The sequence below is a fragment of the Bradyrhizobium commune genome (assembly GCF_015624505.1).
GTDB classification, from domain to species: domain Bacteria; phylum Pseudomonadota; class Alphaproteobacteria; order Rhizobiales; family Xanthobacteraceae; genus Bradyrhizobium; species Bradyrhizobium commune.
The window spans coordinates 5,686,277-5,702,064 of record NZ_CP061379.1 but is presented as its reverse complement, the minus strand read 5'-3'; the positions used below and the strand labels follow the sequence as shown (position 1 = coordinate 5,702,064).

Sequence of the window (15,788 nt, the reverse complement as noted above, 5' to 3'; positions counted from 1 at the left end):
TGTCCCCTAACGCGCCCCCGATCGCGAGGTCGCAATCGGCCGGGCCCCAAACGATGTCCCAAGGATGTCCCAAGTCTGCTGTTGGGCGCGAACATGGCAGAAACAAGGGAGAATTCAATTCCTTGCCGTCCGGTCGCGGCAATTCCCGGGGTTTTTCCCGGTTGCCGTGAAACCAGCCGCAAGACGTGTCAAACGGCTCGCTTAGTGGCGCCCCCAGGGACCGATGGGGTTGCCTAGGGGACCCAACGGATTGCCGGTGGCGGTTCCGGCAGGGCTCGGCGCAGGCACCCGCGGTGGAGCGGTTCGCCCGCCTGCATCGTTCCACGGGCCCTGCGGCAGCGGTGGCGGGGCATCCTGCCGGTCGGTCTGCGCTTCGGGATCGTCCGCCTCGGGCTGGTCCGTCTCGTCAGCGGGCGGCGGCAGCGGGCCTGGATCATGACCGCCGGCGAACTTGACCAGCGCATCCACCCGCGATTGTACCGACGGATGGGTCGCAAACAGATCGGCAAAACCCTCGCGCGGATTGTCGAGGCAGAGCTCCATCACCGCCGAGGTCGCGCCCGGCAGCTCACCCCGGCCTTCGATCTTGCGCAGCGCCGAGATCATGGCGTCCGGATTTTTCGTCAGCTCGACCGATCCTGCGTCAGCCAGATATTCGCGCGAGCGCGACAGCGCGAGCTTGACCACCTGCGACACCAGCCAGGCCACCACGATCAGCACCACCGCGATGATGATGACGATCACAGCGCCGCCGCCGGAGCTCTTGCTGTCGCTCGACGACGAGGATGATCGCGACGAGGAGGAGGATCCTGACGACCACGAGCCGCCGGAGCTCCAGCTGAGATTCGTGAACAGGCGGAAGAACAATTCGCCGAAGAAGCCGACCACGCCGGCGATGATCACGGCAACGACCATGAGCTGCACGTCGCCATTCTTGATGTGGGTCAGCTCGTGGCCGAGCACCGCCTCGATCTCCTGGTCGTTCAACGCCTTGAGGAGACCGGTGGTGACGGTGACGGCATATTGCCGCGGGTTGAGGCCGGTCGCGAACGCGTTCAGCGCCGGGCTTTCCATGATCTTCAGCTTCGGCATGGTGATGCCGCGCGAGATGCAGAGATTTTCGAGCAGGTTGTAGAGCCGCGGCTCTTCCTGCCGCGTGACGTCATGGCCGCCCGTCACCGCGTCGATCATCGACTGGTGGAAGAAATAGGCGATGATGATCCAGGCAACCGCCGCAACCGTTGCGAACGGCGCGGCCTTGAGCAGATCCGAAAAGGCGCGGCTCAGATAGTACGCGACGGTCTCATTGCCGTTGATGACGACCTCGGCGACCAGCGCGCCGGCATAGACCAGCACATAGACCAGCGCGAACAGGCCGGCGAGCAGCAGCATCGAACGAAACTTGTTCGATGCGATGTGCGTGTAGAGACCATACGCGGCCATGACGCGATGCCCGCCTGTCGGCTCACATCAGAACTTCACCTGAGGCGCCGCCTCGACCTCGGTGCGGCTCGCGCCGAGATCGAAGAAGTCCTTCTTGGTGAAGCCGAACATGCCGGCAAACAGCGCAGCCGGCATCTGCTGGATGCCGGTGTTGTATTCCTGGACCGCGTTGTTGAAGAAGCGGCGGCTCGCCGCGATCTTGTTCTCGAGGTCTGAGAGCTCGCTGGCAAGCTGCTGGAAGTTGGCGTTGGCTTTGAGGTCCGGATAGGCCTCCGACAGCGCGATCAGCCGGCCGAGTGCGCCGGAGAGCTGGTTCTCGGCGGCGGACACCTGTGCCGGTCCCTGCGCCGACATTGCAGAGTTGCGCGCCTTGATGACGTCGTCGAGCGTGCCGCGCTCATGCGAGGCATAGCCCTTCACGGTCTCGACCAGGTTCGGGATCAGGTCGTGGCGCTGCTTGAGCTGCACGTCGACATCGGCAAAGGCCTGGCCGACGCGCTGGCCCAGTGCCACCAGCCGGTTGTAGGCGCTGAAGGCCAGGAACACGAGGACGACGATGACGCCGAGAACGATCCAGCCGGTCGACATGGAGAACTCCTGAAGAGGATTTAAGGCGGGCAGCGTAACCCAAAAGGGGGCCGGGGGAGAGCCCGGCGCAGAGGAAAGGTAAGACTTGGTCGAATGGGGAGCCATCCGAGTTCAAGGCAAAAGCGGCGAACGAGGTTAACTTTCGGACATCACGGCGTCGCCCCAGCGCCAGCGACGCGCCTGCGCATAGGCGGCCTTGTCGCGGCGCGGCACCCTGGTGATGGCAACGTCGTCCTCAGTGCAAAGCTTCGCCGTGATCTCGGCCTTGCCGACATCCGGCGGCGCCAGCACGCGCGCGGGGCGCGCCGCCAGTGGCGTGCGGGTCAGGGCAACGTAGATGAACCGTTCGTCCTCGAATGGCACCTCGGCGCCCTTGATCTGGCGGTGCGCCTGCGAACGCGGCAGGCGCTGGGAGAAATGGCACCAGTCGGGCGCTGTGAGCGGACACGATTTCTCATGCGGGCAGGGTGCCGCAACAAAGGCGCCGGCCGCGATCAGTTGTTGGCGCAGTGCGAGGATGCGGGTGGTGCCCGCGGGCGTGCCGGGCTCGATGACGACGAGCGCGTGGCGCGCCTTGGCCCACATGGCGTCTGCGAGTGCGCGCTGGTCGCCCTCGCCGAGCTCGCCGATGATGTAGCTCGCGACGACAATGTCGGCAGGCGAGACCTCGGCGAGGTTGCCGCCGGCATCGCCTGGCAGATAGCGGCAATCGGCCAGGCGCGAGCTGTCTTGCGCAAGTTCAAGTGCCAGCCGGCTCAGGGTGGCGTTGGCGTCGAGCAAGGTAAAATCATGGAGCGATGAAAACGCCTCCGCGGCAGCCCAGCTCGCAGTGCCCGGACCTGCGCCGACGTCTAACAGCGTTTCCGGGGCAAAGTCGGGCGCGATCTCCGTCAATGCATTGAGGCTGGCGGCGACCGCTGCGTAAGTCGCAGGCATCCGCGCCAGTGCGTAAGCCAGCGCATCGGCTTCGGACTTGATCGTGCCGGAGCCGCCGCCTGCGCGATAAGTGTTCGAGATTTTCTGCGAGCGCTGTGCGGCGTCGGTACGCGAAAAGCCCTGAAGCTTCGCGTCGAGGGCGGCCTTCAGTTCAGCGGGAAGAGTGGACGAGATCATCTTCCATCATCCGCCGTCGCGGATGATGACGTCAATGGGTGGCGAGGGATCGCGGCCTCACGCCACGTTCTGGTCGAGAATGTCCACCGCCTCTTGCAGGTTCACCGAGACGAGCTGCGAGACGCCGCGCTCGGCCATGGTGACGCCGAACAGCCGGTTCATCCGCGCCATGGTGATCGGGTTGTGCGTGATGATGATGAAGCGCGTGTCGGTCGAGCCGGTCATCTCGTGCAGGAGGTTGCAGTAGCGCTCGACGTTATGGTCGTCGAGCGGTGCGTCGACTTCGTCCAGCACGCAGATCGGCGAGGGGTTGGTGAGGAACACGGCGAAGATCAGCGCCATTGCGGTCAGCGCCTGCTCGCCACCCGAGAGCAGCGACAGCGTCTGCGGCTTCTTGCCCGGCGGTTTTGCGATGATCTCGAGACCGGCCTCCAGCGGATCGTCGCTCTCGATCAAATGCAGCGCCGCCTCGCCGCCGCCGAACAGCTCGACGAACAGGCGCTTGAAGTGGCTGTTGACGACGTCGAACGAGGTCAGCAGCCGCTCGCGGGCCTCCTTGTTGAGGCTCTGGATGCCCTGGCGCAGCCGCTTGATGGCTTCGACCAGGTCGTCGCGCTCGGTGGTCAGGCTGGTGTGCTGGGTCTCGACCTCGCGCAGCTCTTCTTCGGCGCGCAAATTGACGGCGCCGAGGCGCTCGCGGTCGCGGCGCAGCTTCTCCAGCTCTTCCTCGGTCTCGCCGAGCGGCGGCAGCTCGGCGCCGGGCTCGATCTCGGCAAGGCCGGCGACCGCCTGCGGCTCGACCTCGAGCATATCGCGGATCTCGCGCTCGATGTCCTCGAGGCGGCGCCGCGCGCCGTCCATGCGCTCCTCGGCGCGTGCCGTGGCTTCACGCGCGCTCGACAGTGCCTCCAGCGTCAGCTTCGCGGCGCGATCGGTCTCGGCCATCGCGGTTTCCGCGGCCGCGAGCGCATCGGCGGCGACGCGGCGGTCGTTCTCGGCATATTCGATCTCGGTGATCAGCGCGCTACGCTTTTCGGCGAACACGGCCGGCGCGTTTTCGAGCTCGCTGCGCTCGATTGAGACTTCGGTGATGCGGGCCTGGATGGTGTCGATGTGGGACGTCGCGCTGCCCTTGCGGTTCTGCCACTCGGTGCGTTCGGCGAGGATCGCCTGCACGCGGCGGTCGGCAAGCTCGGCCTCGCGCGCCAGCGCCTGCGCTTCCGCACGAACCTGCGCGGCCATGCGGCGGTGGCCTTCGATGTCGCTGCGGACCGCGGCGAGGCGGGTCTCGGTGTCCTCGCTCGACGGCAGCTCGCTGATGCCGGCTTCGGCGTATTCGTAGGCGGCCTCGGCCTCGGCGCGGTCGGCGGCAAGACGGCTGTGGGCTTCCGACAGCGTCGCCTTGCGCGCGGCGTGGCGGCTGATCTCGCGCTCGGCGCTCGCATGGCGCTCGCGCGCGATGTTGAGCTCGCGCTGCGCGGCGCGCCAGGCTTCGCGGCTGGCACCTTCGGTGCTGGCCGCCATCTGCAACTCGGACTCGGCAGTCTCCAGCGCCTGGCGCTTGATCTGCGCGTCGATGCGGGCCTGCTCCAGCTCGTTCTCGATGTCGACGAGGCGGGCGCGCTCGGCCAGCCGCCGCGCAGCGCCGGTCGGGGCATGGGCTGCGGCGACGAAGCCGTCCCAGCGCCAGACGTCGCCTTCGGGCGAGACCAGCCGCTGGCCGGTCTTGAGCTGCGAGACCAGCTCGGCGCCGCGCTCGCGCGGCACCACGCCGATCTGGGCGAGGCGGCGGGCGAGCTCGGCCGGCGCCTGCACATGGTTGGCGAGCGGCACCGCGCCTTCCGGCAGCGCCGGATCGCCGTCGGTGACGTCGGCATTGGTCCAGCGCATCGGCGCCGAGGGGTCAACCGGCGCGTCGAGATCGTCCCCGAGCGCGGCGCCGATCGCCTTCTCAAAACCCTTGTCGACGGTGATGCCGTTGATGATCGGCGGCCACAGATTCTTGGTCTCGCCGTTGACGATCTTGGAGATCGTGCGCGCCTCGGTGTCGAGCCGCTGCACGCGCTTGTCGGCTTCGACCAGCGGTGAGCGCGAGGATTCCAGCGTCTGTCGCGCGGCGACATGCGCGGCTTCGCTCGCCTGCGCGGCGGCTTCTGAGGCCGCCAGCGTCTGCTCGGCGGTCTCGACGGTGGCGGTCAGCTCGTCGAGATCGCCGAAGCCGCCGGTCTCCTCGGCAAGCTTCTGCTCTTCCGCCGCGATATTGGCGATTTCCTGGTCGAGCCGGGCGAGCTTGTCGCGGTGGGTGCGGACGTTGGCCTCTAACTGGTTGCGCTTGGCAGTGAGGTCGGCGAGCGCGGTGGTGAGCTCGGAGAACTGCTGCTCGGTTTCGGTCAGCACCGCCTCGGCCTCAGCCACGCGCTCGTCGACGCCGGAGCGCTTTTCGACGCGCGACTTGATCTCTTCCTTCAGCTCGGCGTCCTCGGTGTCGAGCCGCTCCAGCGCGACATCGGCGTCCATGGTCTGCTGCTGGGCGCGGGTGATGTCGCCCTCGAATTGCGTCAGCCGGCGCTCGAGCTCGGCGACGCGCTCCTTGGCGCGCTCCTCCTCGCGGTCCAGCAGCTCGCGCGCATTGGTCAGGCGTTGCAGGCCCGCCGCGGCGCGGGCTTCGGCGTCGCGCAGCGCCGGCATTTCGGCGGCGCGGATCGCCTGGATGCGGGCCGCCTCGGCCTGGTGCTGGGTGCGCTCGGCCATCTCGCGCACGGCGAGATCATGGGTCTGGCCGGATTCGTTGACGTCGGCATGCGCGCCGATCCAGCGCAGGTGGAACAGGGTTGCTTCCGCCTTGCGCACCTTGGAGGCGACTTCGCGATAGCGCACGGCCTGGCGGGCCTGCTTCTTCAGGCCCTCCATTTGCCCTGCGAGCTGGCCGATCACGTCCTCGACGCGGGTAAGGTTGGTCTCGGCGGCCTTGAGCCGCAACTCGGCCTCGTGGCGGCGGGCGTGCAGGCCGGCGACGCCGGCGGCGTCTTCCAGCACGCGGCGGCGCTGCTCGGGCTTGGCCTGGATGATTTCGCCGATCTTGCCCTGGTGGACGAGGGCCGGCGAACGCGCGCCGGTGGCGGCATCCGCAAACAGGATCTGCACGTCGCGAGCGCGCACGTCGCGGCCGTTGATGCGATAGACCGAGCCGGCCTCGCGCTCGATGCGGCGGGAGATTTCGAGCAGCTGGCTGTCGTTCATTGCCGCGGGCGCGGTGCGATCCGCGTTGTCGATCGTCATCGTCACTTCGGCGTGGTTGCGTGCGGGACGGTTGCCGGAGCCTGCGAAGATCACCGCATCCATGTCAGCGGCGCGCAGCGACTTGTACGAGGTCTCGCCCATCGCCCAGCGCAGTGCCTCGACCAGATTCGACTTGCCGCAGCCGTTGGGGCCGACCACGCCGGTCAGGCCGGGCTCGATGACGAAGTCCGTGGGCTCAACGAAGGACTTGAAGCCGTGAAGGCGCAGGCGGGTGATTTTCATAAGCACGCATCTCTGTTGGCAGGCGCGAATCCCGCTGCCTGGACAATACCATGGAAGGCAATGCCGCTGTCGGGGTGAGTCGCCCAAGGCGGCTCATGCGGCTGGACAATGGCCGCGGTGTGCCGCGAGGGCAACCTGCGAAAGCCGCTTTTCCCAAGGGAAATATGACGGGAATGATACGGCTTGGAGGACTTGCGAATCAGCTCTTGCGCGCGACCATCAGCTCTTCAGCAGCGGATTGATCTTCTTCGCGAATTCCTCGAACGAGGCCTCGCCCTTGATCTTCTCGCCGTTGATGAAGAAGGTCGGCGTCGAATCGACCTTCAGGACATCGCTCGCATATTTCTGGTCGGCGGCAATCTTGTCGAGCAGCGCCTGATCCTTCAGGCAGGTCTCGACCTGCTGCTGGGTGAGGCCGGCCTGCTTGCCGATCCGCGCCAGCGTCTCGGTGGTGTTCTTGATCACCCAGTCGCTCTGCTGGCGGAACAGCATGTCGGTGACCGCGAAATATTTCGGCGCATCGCCATTGGCGATGCAGCGCGAGAGCATCGAGCCGGCGGCGGCTTTGATGTCGAGCGGGAACTCGCGGAAGATGTAACGCACCTTGCCGGTGTCGATGTATTCCGACTTGATCTTGGGGAACACCTGCTCGTTGAAGGCCGCGCAGTGCGGGCAGGTCATCGAGGCGAATTCGGTGATGGTGACAGCGGCGTCCTTCGGGCCGAGCGCCATGTCGGGCAGCGACACGGGCTTGGCCACCTCGGCGGCCGACTGTGCCATAGCTTCGGAAATGAACCGCAGCGGCGAGAGCCCGGCGAGCGCGGCAAGCCCGGTCAGCGACAGCATCGTGTTGAAGGCGCGGCGGGTGATGATCAAGGTCGGCTCCCGAATTGGCGTGGTCTCGCCTAAGGTCCTTATCGAGGTTCCCAGGCGGCTTGTCGCTAGCTTGAAACGTCGTTTGAGGCAATGGCGCGCCGCAAGGACGGGTTCAATTTGGCAGCGGAATAAGGCTCAATTTCGCTTGATGGCAGCCCCGAGCCGCGCCAGCGCTGTCTTCAATTGTTCATCTTCGATATCGGCGAGGCCCTCCGCCACCTTGGCCACCGCCTTCGGGTCTGGCGGGCCAGGCCGCGCCGGGCGCCGGGCGCGCGACAGGGGGGCCTGGCGGAAGGCGAGCTTGCCGACGGCGCTCCAGCCGAAGAAGCGGTTGACCCGTTCCAGGATCACGTCGGCCGAGTGCTGGATCTCCAGCGCCATCGGCCCTTCGACCCGCAGCACCAGGGTCGCCGGCTCCTGCGGCTGGCCCTCGACCGGCCGCGGCCATTGCATCTTGAGCGGCTCGGCATGCGCGGCGATCTCCGGCCCCGCAATCTGCGCCCACCGTGTCACCAGCTCGCGCGCCGCAAAGCCCTGCTTGGCATAGGCCTCGGCAAAGACGTCGTTGAGCAGGATGCCGAGCGGCTTGGCGCTGATGGGGCCGGGCTTGGGAGGGAATTTGGCCATGGACCCTTATAGCACTCCGGCGCACAGCATAGGCTCTTCGCTGTGAAGAAAGACGTGGATGCCCGCCACGAGCGCAGGCATGACGTGGAGGGATCGGTGCGGCGCGGCTAGAGTGGTCGCATGAGCCCGAAATCTGCCCTCAAGGCCAAGTCGGAACCAACGCTGCCGGTAGCGTCATCGCGTCCGACATTGCTGCTCGCCTGGTACGATCGCCACCGACGTCGCTTGCCCTGGCGCGCCGCGCCGGGCGAGGCATCTGATCCCTACCGCGTCTGGCTGTCCGAGATCATGCTGCAGCAGACCACGGTGAAGGCGGTCGGGCCCTATTTCGAAAAGTTCGTCGCGCGCTGGCCGGATGTCTCGGCGCTCGGCCGGGCCTCGCTGGATAACGTGCTGCGGATGTGGGCCGGGCTCGGTTATTACTCGCGTGCGCGGAATCTCTACGCCTGCGCCGTCGCTGTGACGCGCGAGCATGGCGGCATCTTTCCCGACACCGAGGAGGGGCTGCGCGCGCTGCCGGGGATCGGGCCCTACACGGCCGCCGCGATCGCGGCGATCGCCTTCGATCGCCGGACCATGCCGGTCGACGGCAATATCGAACGGGTGGTGTCGCGGCTGTTTGCGGTTGAGGAGGAGCTGCCGCAGGCAAAGCCCGTGATTCAGCAATTGGCGGCGACGTTGCTCGCCGACTCTCGCGCCGGCGACGAGAAGTCTCGCGCCGGGGACAGCGCGCAGGCGCTGATGGATCTGGGCGCGTCGATCTGCACGCCGAAGAAGCCGGCCTGTTCGCTCTGCCCGCTGAACGAGGATTGCGTGGCGGGTGCGCAGGGCACGCCGGAGACGTTTCCGCGCAAGGCGCCGAAGAAGAGCGGAACGTTGCGCCGCGGGGCCGCCTTCGTCGTGACCCGCGGCGACGAACTGCTCGTCCGCTCAAGGCCGGAAAGGGGCCTGCTCGGCGGCATGACCGAAGTGCCGGGCTCGGACTGGCTCGCCGGCCAGGAGGACTCGACCGCGAAGCAGCAGGCGCCGGAATTGAAAGGGCTGCCGCACTGGCAGCGCAAGGTCGGCGTGGTCACCCACGTCTTCACGCATTTCCCGTTGGAACTCGTGGTCTACACCGCGAAGGCCGCAGCGCGCACGCGTGCGCCCGCAGGCATGCGCTGGGTGCCGATCGCGACCTTGGCCGACGAGGCGCTGCCGAACGTCATGCGCAAGGTGATTGCGCACGCGCTGGGCTGACCGCTTAGGCGGCGCGCGCGGCCCGTTCGTCGGTTGCAGGCATCATGAAGACGCGGTTGCGGCCGGTCTTCTTGGCAACATAGAGGCCCTGGTCGGCGCGCTCGATCACGTCCTGAACGTCGCGGTCGCTCTCGTCAAACAGGGCAAGCCCGACCGAGACGGTGACGGGAATGACAGTGCCGCCATGGCGTACGGTCGCGGCCGCGATCGAGGTTCGGATGCGCTCGGCGAGCAGGATCGCCGTCTCCTGGTCGATCTCGCGCAGCAGCACCACGAATTCCTCGCCGCCGAAACGGGCCGCCTTGTCGGTGGTGCGGATCGACTGGCTGATGATGTCGGCGATGCTCTTGATCGCGTCGTCACCGGCAGCGTGGCCGTGGGTGTCGTTGATCTTCTTGAAATGATCGATGTCGATCATCAACGTCGCCATGTTGCGCTTGTAACGGCGGCAGTACGCGACGGCGTCGTCGGCGACGGTCAGGAAGGAACGGCGGTTCATCAGGCCGGTCATGAAGTCTGTGTCGGCGAGATGGCGCAGCTTCAGCATGTCCTCCTGGAGCTGCATCGCGTTCTCGGTCGCGCGCAGCTCGGCCTCCTTGGTGCGCTCCTCGGCCATGCCGATGCGTCGGAGCAGCGAGCGCAGCGCGCGCGAGAGCTGGACCACCTCGGCCGAGCCGCTCTGCCGCGCCAGCATGGTCGGCCCGTGGGCGCGTCCGATGCGGTCGGCCTCCCGCGTGATGGCGATGATCGGGGCTGCGATCCGGCGCGAGACCAGCACGGCCAGCGACAATGCGATCAGGGCGATGACCGCGCCGATCGCCAAAATCGTCTGCGCCGACGAGATCGCGGCGGCGAGCGCGACGCTCGCGGGCTGGCTCGCGGTGACGATCCAGTTCAGGCCCTGGTAATCGCGATAGCCGTCGCCAACGTGAAACGCCGTTAGCAGCTGCCGTCCGTCCGTCGTTTCGCGGAAGGTCCCATTGCGGGCGTTCAGGATGCCGGCGAGTTCGTCGCCGCCATAGCGGATGGTTTCCCTCTGCGGCCCGACCAGAACCATGCCGCCCTTGCTGAGGATCGTGAGCCGCGTGTCGGTGTTGCCGTCATTGGCCTCGACGTCCTTGATCAGGTTGGTGGCCCAGGCCCAGTCCAGGTGACCGCCGAGCACGCCGAGCACCTTGCCGGATTTGTCACGCACGGGAACGGCGATGTCGACGAAACGATAGGGCTCGTTGTTGGCGCGCTGGGTCAGCAGCGAGGCCAGCATAATGGCTTCGTGCACGTCGCCGATAACGACCTTTTCGAGACCCTGCTTGAACCAGGGACGTGCGGTCACGGACTTGCCTTGCAGCAGGCCACCGGTGCCCGCGACGACGTTGCCGTTGACGTCGGCAAAGCCGATCCAGGTGAATTCGAAGGAATGCTGGAGAGCCTCGAGCGCGCTGCGCAATTCGTTCGGATCGCCCTGCCACAGCCGCTGCGTCGGCTCCAGCTCTGCAAACAGCTTCATCTCCTGCTGCCGCGTCGCCATGAAGCGGTCGAGCCGGCCCGAGGTGGCGGATGCAATCCCGGCTAGGCTGCTCTCGACCAGAGCGGCGGTGTGCCTGTAGCTGATCAGCGCGGCGCCCGCCGCGAGTGTGCCGACGAGCAGGATGGACATGGCGGCGACGGCCGCAGCAATCTGGGTCCGCACCGTCAGATGATCTTCGATCGCGTGCAGGCGGTCTGCCGCCCGTTGCAAGAAGGTCCGCATGGAAAGGCTCCGGTTTCACCGTCGCTTCTCCCATGTCGTAACTTCCAACCGCTTACCGGCAGATTGCGCGATTGGATCGTATTGAATCGGTCGTGAAATCGGTTGGTTGAAGCCGGCTTAATCATGAGCGGAATGCCCTGATTTCGCGCAATTTTCGGAGTTCCCCGGGGTGTTGCGGTGCGGCGTAGGCCTGCTGCCATGAGGGTGTCAGCAGGCCTACGCTATTCCGTCAGCTGCAATGGAGGTTCGCATGGTCAAGACCGCGCTCGACAACTTCAGGAGGCCGCCCTGCGCCGAGCTGCTCGGCTGGCGTCTGCTCGATGCTCGTCCTGCGGACGGCTGGATCAAGCTCGCCTTCGAGGGAAAGCCCGAATTCTGCAACCCGGCGGGCTTCATCCAGGGCGGCATGCTCTCGGCCATGCTCGACGACACGATGGGCCCCGCCGTGTTGGTGATGAGCGAAGGCCGGCTCTACACCACGACCATCAGCATGACGGTGAATTTTCTCAGCCCCGCAAAGCCTGGGCCGATCATCGGCGAGGCCAGGGTGACGCAGCTCGGCAAGACCATCGCGTTCGTCGAGGCGAAGCTGATGGCGGAAGATGGCACGGTGCTCGCAACGGCGGGTGCGAGCGAGCGGCTGCTGGAAGCGGCGAGGGTGGTGCTTAGCTAGTCTAACCCGCACTGCTCTTCCCTTCCCCCCTTGTGGGGGAAGGTGGCGCGAAGCGCCGGATGAGGGGTATCCGTCCGCGAATTCAAGCGCGAGTTGGACTCGCGGATACATACCCCTCACCCGAGGGAGCCTGCGTCTGCCAGCGTCGCTGCCCTCTCCCACAAGGGGCGAGGGCACATCAACATGCATCTCGCTTCGTGCAAGAGCAGTAAACTAGGCGCGTGCCCGCGCATCTTTGCTCACAATCGGCGGCTTCGCGTTCAGCGCCTCGACCTGGAAGCCCGCGACGCGCTTGTAGTTCGCGGCGATATCCTCCAGCTCCTTTTGCGACAGCACGTCGGTCACCACCTTGTAGCCATCCGGCGCGCGCTCCTCGACGAGCTGCATCACCTGCTCGGGGCCGTTCTTGCGGTTGAGCAGGACGAGGTCGGTGGTCGCGGGCCTTCGCTCGGCCTCATAGGCGAGCAGCGCGGCACTCGTGGGGCCGTGCGCCAAAATCTCGCGGGTGATGGTGCGGGCATCGAGGATCGCCTGCGAGGCGCCGTTCGAGCCGATCGGATACATCGGGTGGGCGGCATCGCCCATCAGCGTCACCCTGCCAAAGGTCCATTGCGAGACGGGATCGCGGTCGACCAGCGGATATTCGTAAGCGTGCGGGCAGTTCCTGATCAGGCCGGGCACGTCGAGCCAGTCGAACTGCCAGCTCTCGAACCAGGGCAGAAACTCCTCGAGCCGCGCGGTGCGGTTGTAATCCTCGCGGCGCCATTGATAGGTCGGCGGCATGTGGCGTTCGGCGACCCAGTTGATCAGATGATTGCCGGCTGTGTCGGGCGCCTTGCTGATCGGATAGCAGACGAATTTCAGGATTTCATGCCCGGCCATGATCATAGTGCGGCCGGTGAGGAAAGCCTCGGACGGCGTGACGCCGCGCCAGAGGATGCGGCCGTTCCAGATCGGTGGGCCTTCGTTCGGATAGAGCTTTTCTCGCGCGGCGGAATGGATGCCATCGGCGGCGATCAGGATCGCGCCGTCATAAGTCCTTGCGGCCTTGCCGGTCGCCTTGTCGATGAAGTCGGCGCGGATGCCATCGGCCGTCTCGGTCCAGCCGGTCAGATGATGGCTGGTCAGGATGTTGTCGCGGCCGAGCCGCTCGATCGCGGTGTCGAGCAGCAGCTGCTGGAGCGTGCCGCGATGGATCGAGAATTGCGGCCATTTGTAGCCGGCTTCCAGTCCCCGCGGCTCGCTCCAGATCGGCTTGCCGTGCTTGGAGAAATAGGCGAGCTCGCGCGTGCGCACGCCGCTGGCGTCGAGCTTGTCCATCAGCCCGAGCTCGATCAGCTCGCGCACCGCATGCGGCAGCACGTTGATGCCGACGCCGAGCGGCTTCAGTTCACTGACGCTCTCGAACACTTTTACGGGAACGCCGATGCCGTGCAGGCTGAGCGCAAGCGTCAGCCCGCCGATGCCGCCGCCGGCGATGAGGACCGTCATGACCAAACCCCTCCAATTGCGGGCGTCTTGGCACAGCCGGGCGGCGGTGGGCAACTGCGAAGAGGATTTCGTGCTATGGACCTTGGGGACGACAGCCGTTAATTTCCAATTTTCCCATGAGGTCCGACATGCTCAAGCTCTACTACGCAACCGGCACCTGCGCGCTCGCCACCTACATGACCCTGGAGGAGGCCGGCGCCGACTACACGGCTGAACGGCTGAGCTTCAAGGACAACCAGCAGAACAGCCCGGACTATCTCGCCATCAACCCGAAAGGCCGCGTGCCTGCGCTGGTGACCGATCGCGGCGTCCTCACCGAGACGCCGGCGATGCTGGCCTACATCGCGCAGACCTTCCCCAAGGCGAAGCTGGCGCCGCTCGACGATCCCTTCGATTTCGCCCAGGTGCAGTCGTTCAACTCCTATCTCTGCTCGACCGTGCACATCAACCATGCCCACAAGATGCGCGGCGCGCGCTGGGCGACCGAGCAGAGCTCGTTCGCCGACATGAAGGCGATGGTGCCGAAGACCATGGGCGCGTGCTTCGCCCTGATCGAGCAGAGGATGTTCAAAGGGCCGTGGGTGATGGGAGATCAGTTCACGATCTGCGATCCCTACCTCCACACGCTCTCGCACTGGCTCGAAGGCGACAGCGTCGACATCAAGGCCACGCCGAAGATCGCCGACCATTTCAAGCGCATGTCCGACCGCCCTGCGGTCCGCAAGGTGATGGACGCGCAGAAGGCCTGAGGCACTTGTAGGGTGGGCAAAGGCGCGCAGCGCCGTGCCCACCATCTTTCCAGGTTGTGATAGAAGTGGTGGGCACGCTCCGCTTTGCCCACCCTACGAGAGCTTGCGCTTGGCTTGCTCCAACTCCCGTCCCGTCTCCAGCATCAGCCGCCTGAGCCAGATCGATCCCGGATCCATCTGCGCCCGTGTCGGATAGAACATGAACTGCTCGTCGATCCCGGGGTCGAGCGGCGGCGTCACAGTGACGAGTGCGAACTGCCGCGACAGCGCCGCGATCAGCCGGCGCGGCACGAAGGCGACGAGGTCGGTGCGGGCGGCGACGTGCAGGGCTTCGAGATAGCCCGACACCACCAGCGCGATGTGCCGCTCGATGCCTTTGCTGCGCAGCCAGGTGTCGATCAGATCCTCGCTGTTGCCCCGGATGATCACGCCGACATGGCGCGCAGCGAGGAACGCCTCGCGCCGCTTCAGCTTGGCGCCGACGGGATGACCGCGTCGCACCGCCAGCGCGTCGCTGTCGGTGTAGAGCAATTGGCGGTGAAAGCCTTTGAAGGCGTTGCCGATCGAGATCACGAGGTCGATGGTGCGGGCGAACTCGGCGTGGAAGATCGCCGGTCCCCGCCACGGCACAACGTCGATACGGACGTTGGGCGCAAGGCGCGTCACCTTCTCCATCAAGGGCGGCATCAACAGCTCGACCGCGAGGTCCGGCATCATCAGCCGGAATGCGCGCTCGCTGCGCGCGGCGTCGAAATCATCTGGCACGAACAGGCCGCGCACCTGGTCGAGCGCCTGCGCCAGCGGTGCGCGGAGGGCCTGCGCGCGCGGCGTCAGCTCCATCCGCGCACCGGTCCGCACCAGCAGCGGATCGCCGAAGATGTCGCGCAGGCGTTGCAGCGCATGGCTCGCCGCCGGCTGCGACAGGCCGATGCGCATGGCCGCGCGGCTGACATTGGCCTCGCGCAGCAGCGCGTCGAGCGCGGTGAGGAGGTTGAGGTCGAGCGAATTCAAATTCATGGGCTGAATAGATATCATATTTGTTATCGATTTGAAGAATGTCGCTCCAGCGACGATCATCTCCGCGTTGTCACCACACGGAGATGCCGCCATGAGCGCGAGCGCCAACAAGAAACTGATGCAGGATATTTTCGCGGCCGCCGCCAACCTCGATCCTGCGGTGCGCGACCGCGCGCTGTTCGCCGCAAGCCTTGCGGAGGATGCCAGATGGATCGTGACCGGCCAGTATTCCTGGTCCCGCACCTTCACCGGCAAGGAGGCCATCATGAATGATCTGCACGGCTACGTGCGGACCCGCCTGCGCGACCGGACGCGCACCGTCGCCGAACGCTTCATCGCCGACGGCGACATCGTCGTGGTGGAGGCCAAGGGCGACAATGTCACGCCCGAGGGCGTGCGCTACGACAACGACTATTGCCTGGTGTTTCGTCTTGAGGACGGCAAGATCAAGGAGATCCGGGAATATTGCGACTCGATCTTGACTGAAAGGGCGCTCGGTCCGTTTCCGGCGCCAAGCCGCGACACACTGTAGCGCCCTGCGCCAAAACCTTGCGCAACTGCTGATAAAATCAGCAGTTTTTCTGCGCGCCGATGCGAGCGCGCGCGAAAAACCGGAAGGTTCAATTAAGAAGTGTCCTCCATTGTATCGCGGTGCAGCGTGGGTCGCCGAATCGCGACGCGCGGCTGCCAGGGTGGCCGG

13 protein-coding genes are annotated in these 15,788 nt (G+C 66.1%); 4 read left to right on the top strand and 9 right to left on the bottom strand.

Features of this window, described 5'->3' with window-relative positions:
* Positions 1 to 201: 201 nt before the first annotated feature.
* The 6 genes from IC761_RS26805 to IC761_RS26780 form a co-directional block, all read right to left on the bottom strand.
* Entirely contained in the window at positions 202 to 1,443 is a 1,242-nt protein-coding gene (locus IC761_RS26805; protein WP_195799685.1) for a M48 family metallopeptidase, read from the bottom strand.
* Positions 1,444 to 1,470: 27 nt separating this feature from the next.
* Positions 1,471 to 2,031: a LemA family protein gene (locus tag IC761_RS26800; RefSeq protein WP_195799684.1), complete on the bottom strand. Its 561-nt coding sequence runs from the start codon at positions 2,029 to 2,031 to the stop codon at positions 1,471 to 1,473.
* A 135-nt stretch (positions 2,032 to 2,166) separates the two neighbouring features.
* Positions 2,167 to 3,144: a small ribosomal subunit Rsm22 family protein gene (locus tag IC761_RS26795; RefSeq protein ID WP_195799683.1), complete on the bottom strand. Its 978-nt coding sequence runs from the start codon at positions 3,142 to 3,144 to the stop codon at positions 2,167 to 2,169.
* Between the two features lie 57 nt (positions 3,145 to 3,201).
* On the bottom strand, positions 3,202 to 6,666 hold the full coding sequence (gene smc, locus IC761_RS26790) for a chromosome segregation protein SMC (RefSeq protein WP_195799682.1): 3,465 nt from the start codon (positions 6,664 to 6,666) through the stop codon (positions 3,202 to 3,204).
* 219 nt (positions 6,667 to 6,885) lie between these two features.
* Positions 6,886 to 7,542, bottom strand: a complete 657-nt coding sequence (locus IC761_RS26785) for a DsbA family protein (RefSeq protein WP_195799681.1) — start codon at positions 7,540 to 7,542, stop codon at positions 6,886 to 6,888.
* Positions 7,543 to 7,677: 135 nt separating this feature from the next.
* Positions 7,678 to 8,169 (bottom strand): DUF721 domain-containing protein, encoded by a 492-nt coding sequence (locus IC761_RS26780; RefSeq protein WP_195799680.1) that lies wholly within the window; start codon positions 8,167 to 8,169, stop codon positions 7,678 to 7,680.
* A 120-nt stretch (positions 8,170 to 8,289) separates the two neighbouring features.
* On the opposite strand from IC761_RS26780, the gene mutY reads away from it, so the two are divergent.
* Positions 8,290 to 9,408: an A/G-specific adenine glycosylase gene (gene mutY / locus IC761_RS26775; RefSeq protein ID WP_195799679.1), complete on the top strand. Its 1,119-nt coding sequence runs from the start codon at positions 8,290 to 8,292 to the stop codon at positions 9,406 to 9,408.
* A gap of 4 nt (positions 9,409 to 9,412) precedes the next feature.
* On the opposite strand, the gene IC761_RS26770 is transcribed toward mutY, so the two are convergent.
* Complete coding sequence (locus tag IC761_RS26770) at positions 9,413 to 11,158, bottom strand: sensor domain-containing diguanylate cyclase (protein ID WP_195799678.1); 1,746 nt, start codon at positions 11,156 to 11,158, stop codon at positions 9,413 to 9,415.
* 250 nt (positions 11,159 to 11,408) lie between these two features.
* On the opposite strand from IC761_RS26770, the gene IC761_RS26765 reads away from it, so the two are divergent.
* Positions 11,409 to 11,831 carry a PaaI family thioesterase gene (locus tag IC761_RS26765; RefSeq protein ID WP_195799677.1) on the top strand — a complete coding sequence of 141 codons (423 nt, stop codon included), beginning with the start codon at positions 11,409 to 11,411 and terminating at the stop codon, positions 11,829 to 11,831.
* A gap of 213 nt (positions 11,832 to 12,044) precedes the next feature.
* Here IC761_RS26765 and IC761_RS26760 read toward each other — a convergent pair whose 3' ends face one another.
* Entirely contained in the window at positions 12,045 to 13,322 is a 1,278-nt protein-coding gene (locus IC761_RS26760) for a flavin-dependent oxidoreductase (protein WP_195799676.1), read from the bottom strand.
* A 128-nt stretch (positions 13,323 to 13,450) separates the two neighbouring features.
* On the opposite strand from IC761_RS26760, the gene IC761_RS26755 reads away from it, so the two are divergent.
* Entirely contained in the window at positions 13,451 to 14,071 is a 621-nt protein-coding gene (locus IC761_RS26755) for a glutathione S-transferase family protein (protein ID WP_195799675.1), read from the top strand.
* Positions 14,072 to 14,164: 93 nt separating this feature from the next.
* Here IC761_RS26755 and IC761_RS26750 read toward each other — a convergent pair whose 3' ends face one another.
* Complete coding sequence (locus IC761_RS26750; protein WP_195799674.1) at positions 14,165 to 15,088, bottom strand: LysR family transcriptional regulator; 924 nt, start codon at positions 15,086 to 15,088, stop codon at positions 14,165 to 14,167.
* A 91-nt stretch (positions 15,089 to 15,179) separates the two neighbouring features.
* Here IC761_RS26750 and IC761_RS26745 point away from each other — a divergent pair, with 91 nt between their 5' ends.
* Complete coding sequence (locus tag IC761_RS26745) at positions 15,180 to 15,620, top strand: nuclear transport factor 2 family protein (protein ID WP_195799673.1); 441 nt, start codon at positions 15,180 to 15,182, stop codon at positions 15,618 to 15,620.
* Positions 15,621 to 15,788: the final 168 nt, after the last annotated feature.

Coding starts and splice junctions, on each gene's coding strand:
- IC761_RS26805 (WP_195799685.1), bottom strand. CDS start 1,443: ATGGCCGCGTATGGTCTCTACACGCACATCGCATCGAACAAGTTTCGT.
- IC761_RS26800 (WP_195799684.1), bottom strand. CDS start 2,031: ATGTCGACCGGCTGGATCGTTCTCGGCGTCATCGTCGTCCTCGTGTTC.
- IC761_RS26795 (WP_195799683.1), bottom strand. CDS start 3,144: ATGATCTCGTCCACTCTTCCCGCTGAACTGAAGGCCGCCCTCGACGCG.
- smc (WP_195799682.1), bottom strand. CDS start 6,666: ATGAAAATCACCCGCCTGCGCCTTCACGGCTTCAAGTCCTTCGTTGAG.
- IC761_RS26780 (WP_195799680.1), bottom strand. CDS start 8,169: ATGGCCAAATTCCCTCCCAAGCCCGGCCCCATCAGCGCCAAGCCGCTC.
- mutY (WP_195799679.1), top strand. CDS start 8,290: ATGAGCCCGAAATCTGCCCTCAAGGCCAAGTCGGAACCAACGCTGCCG.
- IC761_RS26770 (WP_195799678.1), bottom strand. CDS start 11,158: ATGCGGACCTTCTTGCAACGGGCGGCAGACCGCCTGCACGCGATCGAA.
- IC761_RS26765 (WP_195799677.1), top strand. CDS start 11,409: ATGGTCAAGACCGCGCTCGACAACTTCAGGAGGCCGCCCTGCGCCGAG.
- IC761_RS26760 (WP_195799676.1), bottom strand. CDS start 13,322: ATGACGGTCCTCATCGCCGGCGGCGGCATCGGCGGGCTGACGCTTGCG.
- IC761_RS26755 (WP_195799675.1), top strand. CDS start 13,451: ATGCTCAAGCTCTACTACGCAACCGGCACCTGCGCGCTCGCCACCTAC.
- IC761_RS26750 (WP_195799674.1), bottom strand. CDS start 15,088: ATGAATTTGAATTCGCTCGACCTCAACCTCCTCACCGCGCTCGACGCG.
- IC761_RS26745 (WP_195799673.1), top strand. CDS start 15,180: ATGAGCGCGAGCGCCAACAAGAAACTGATGCAGGATATTTTCGCGGCC.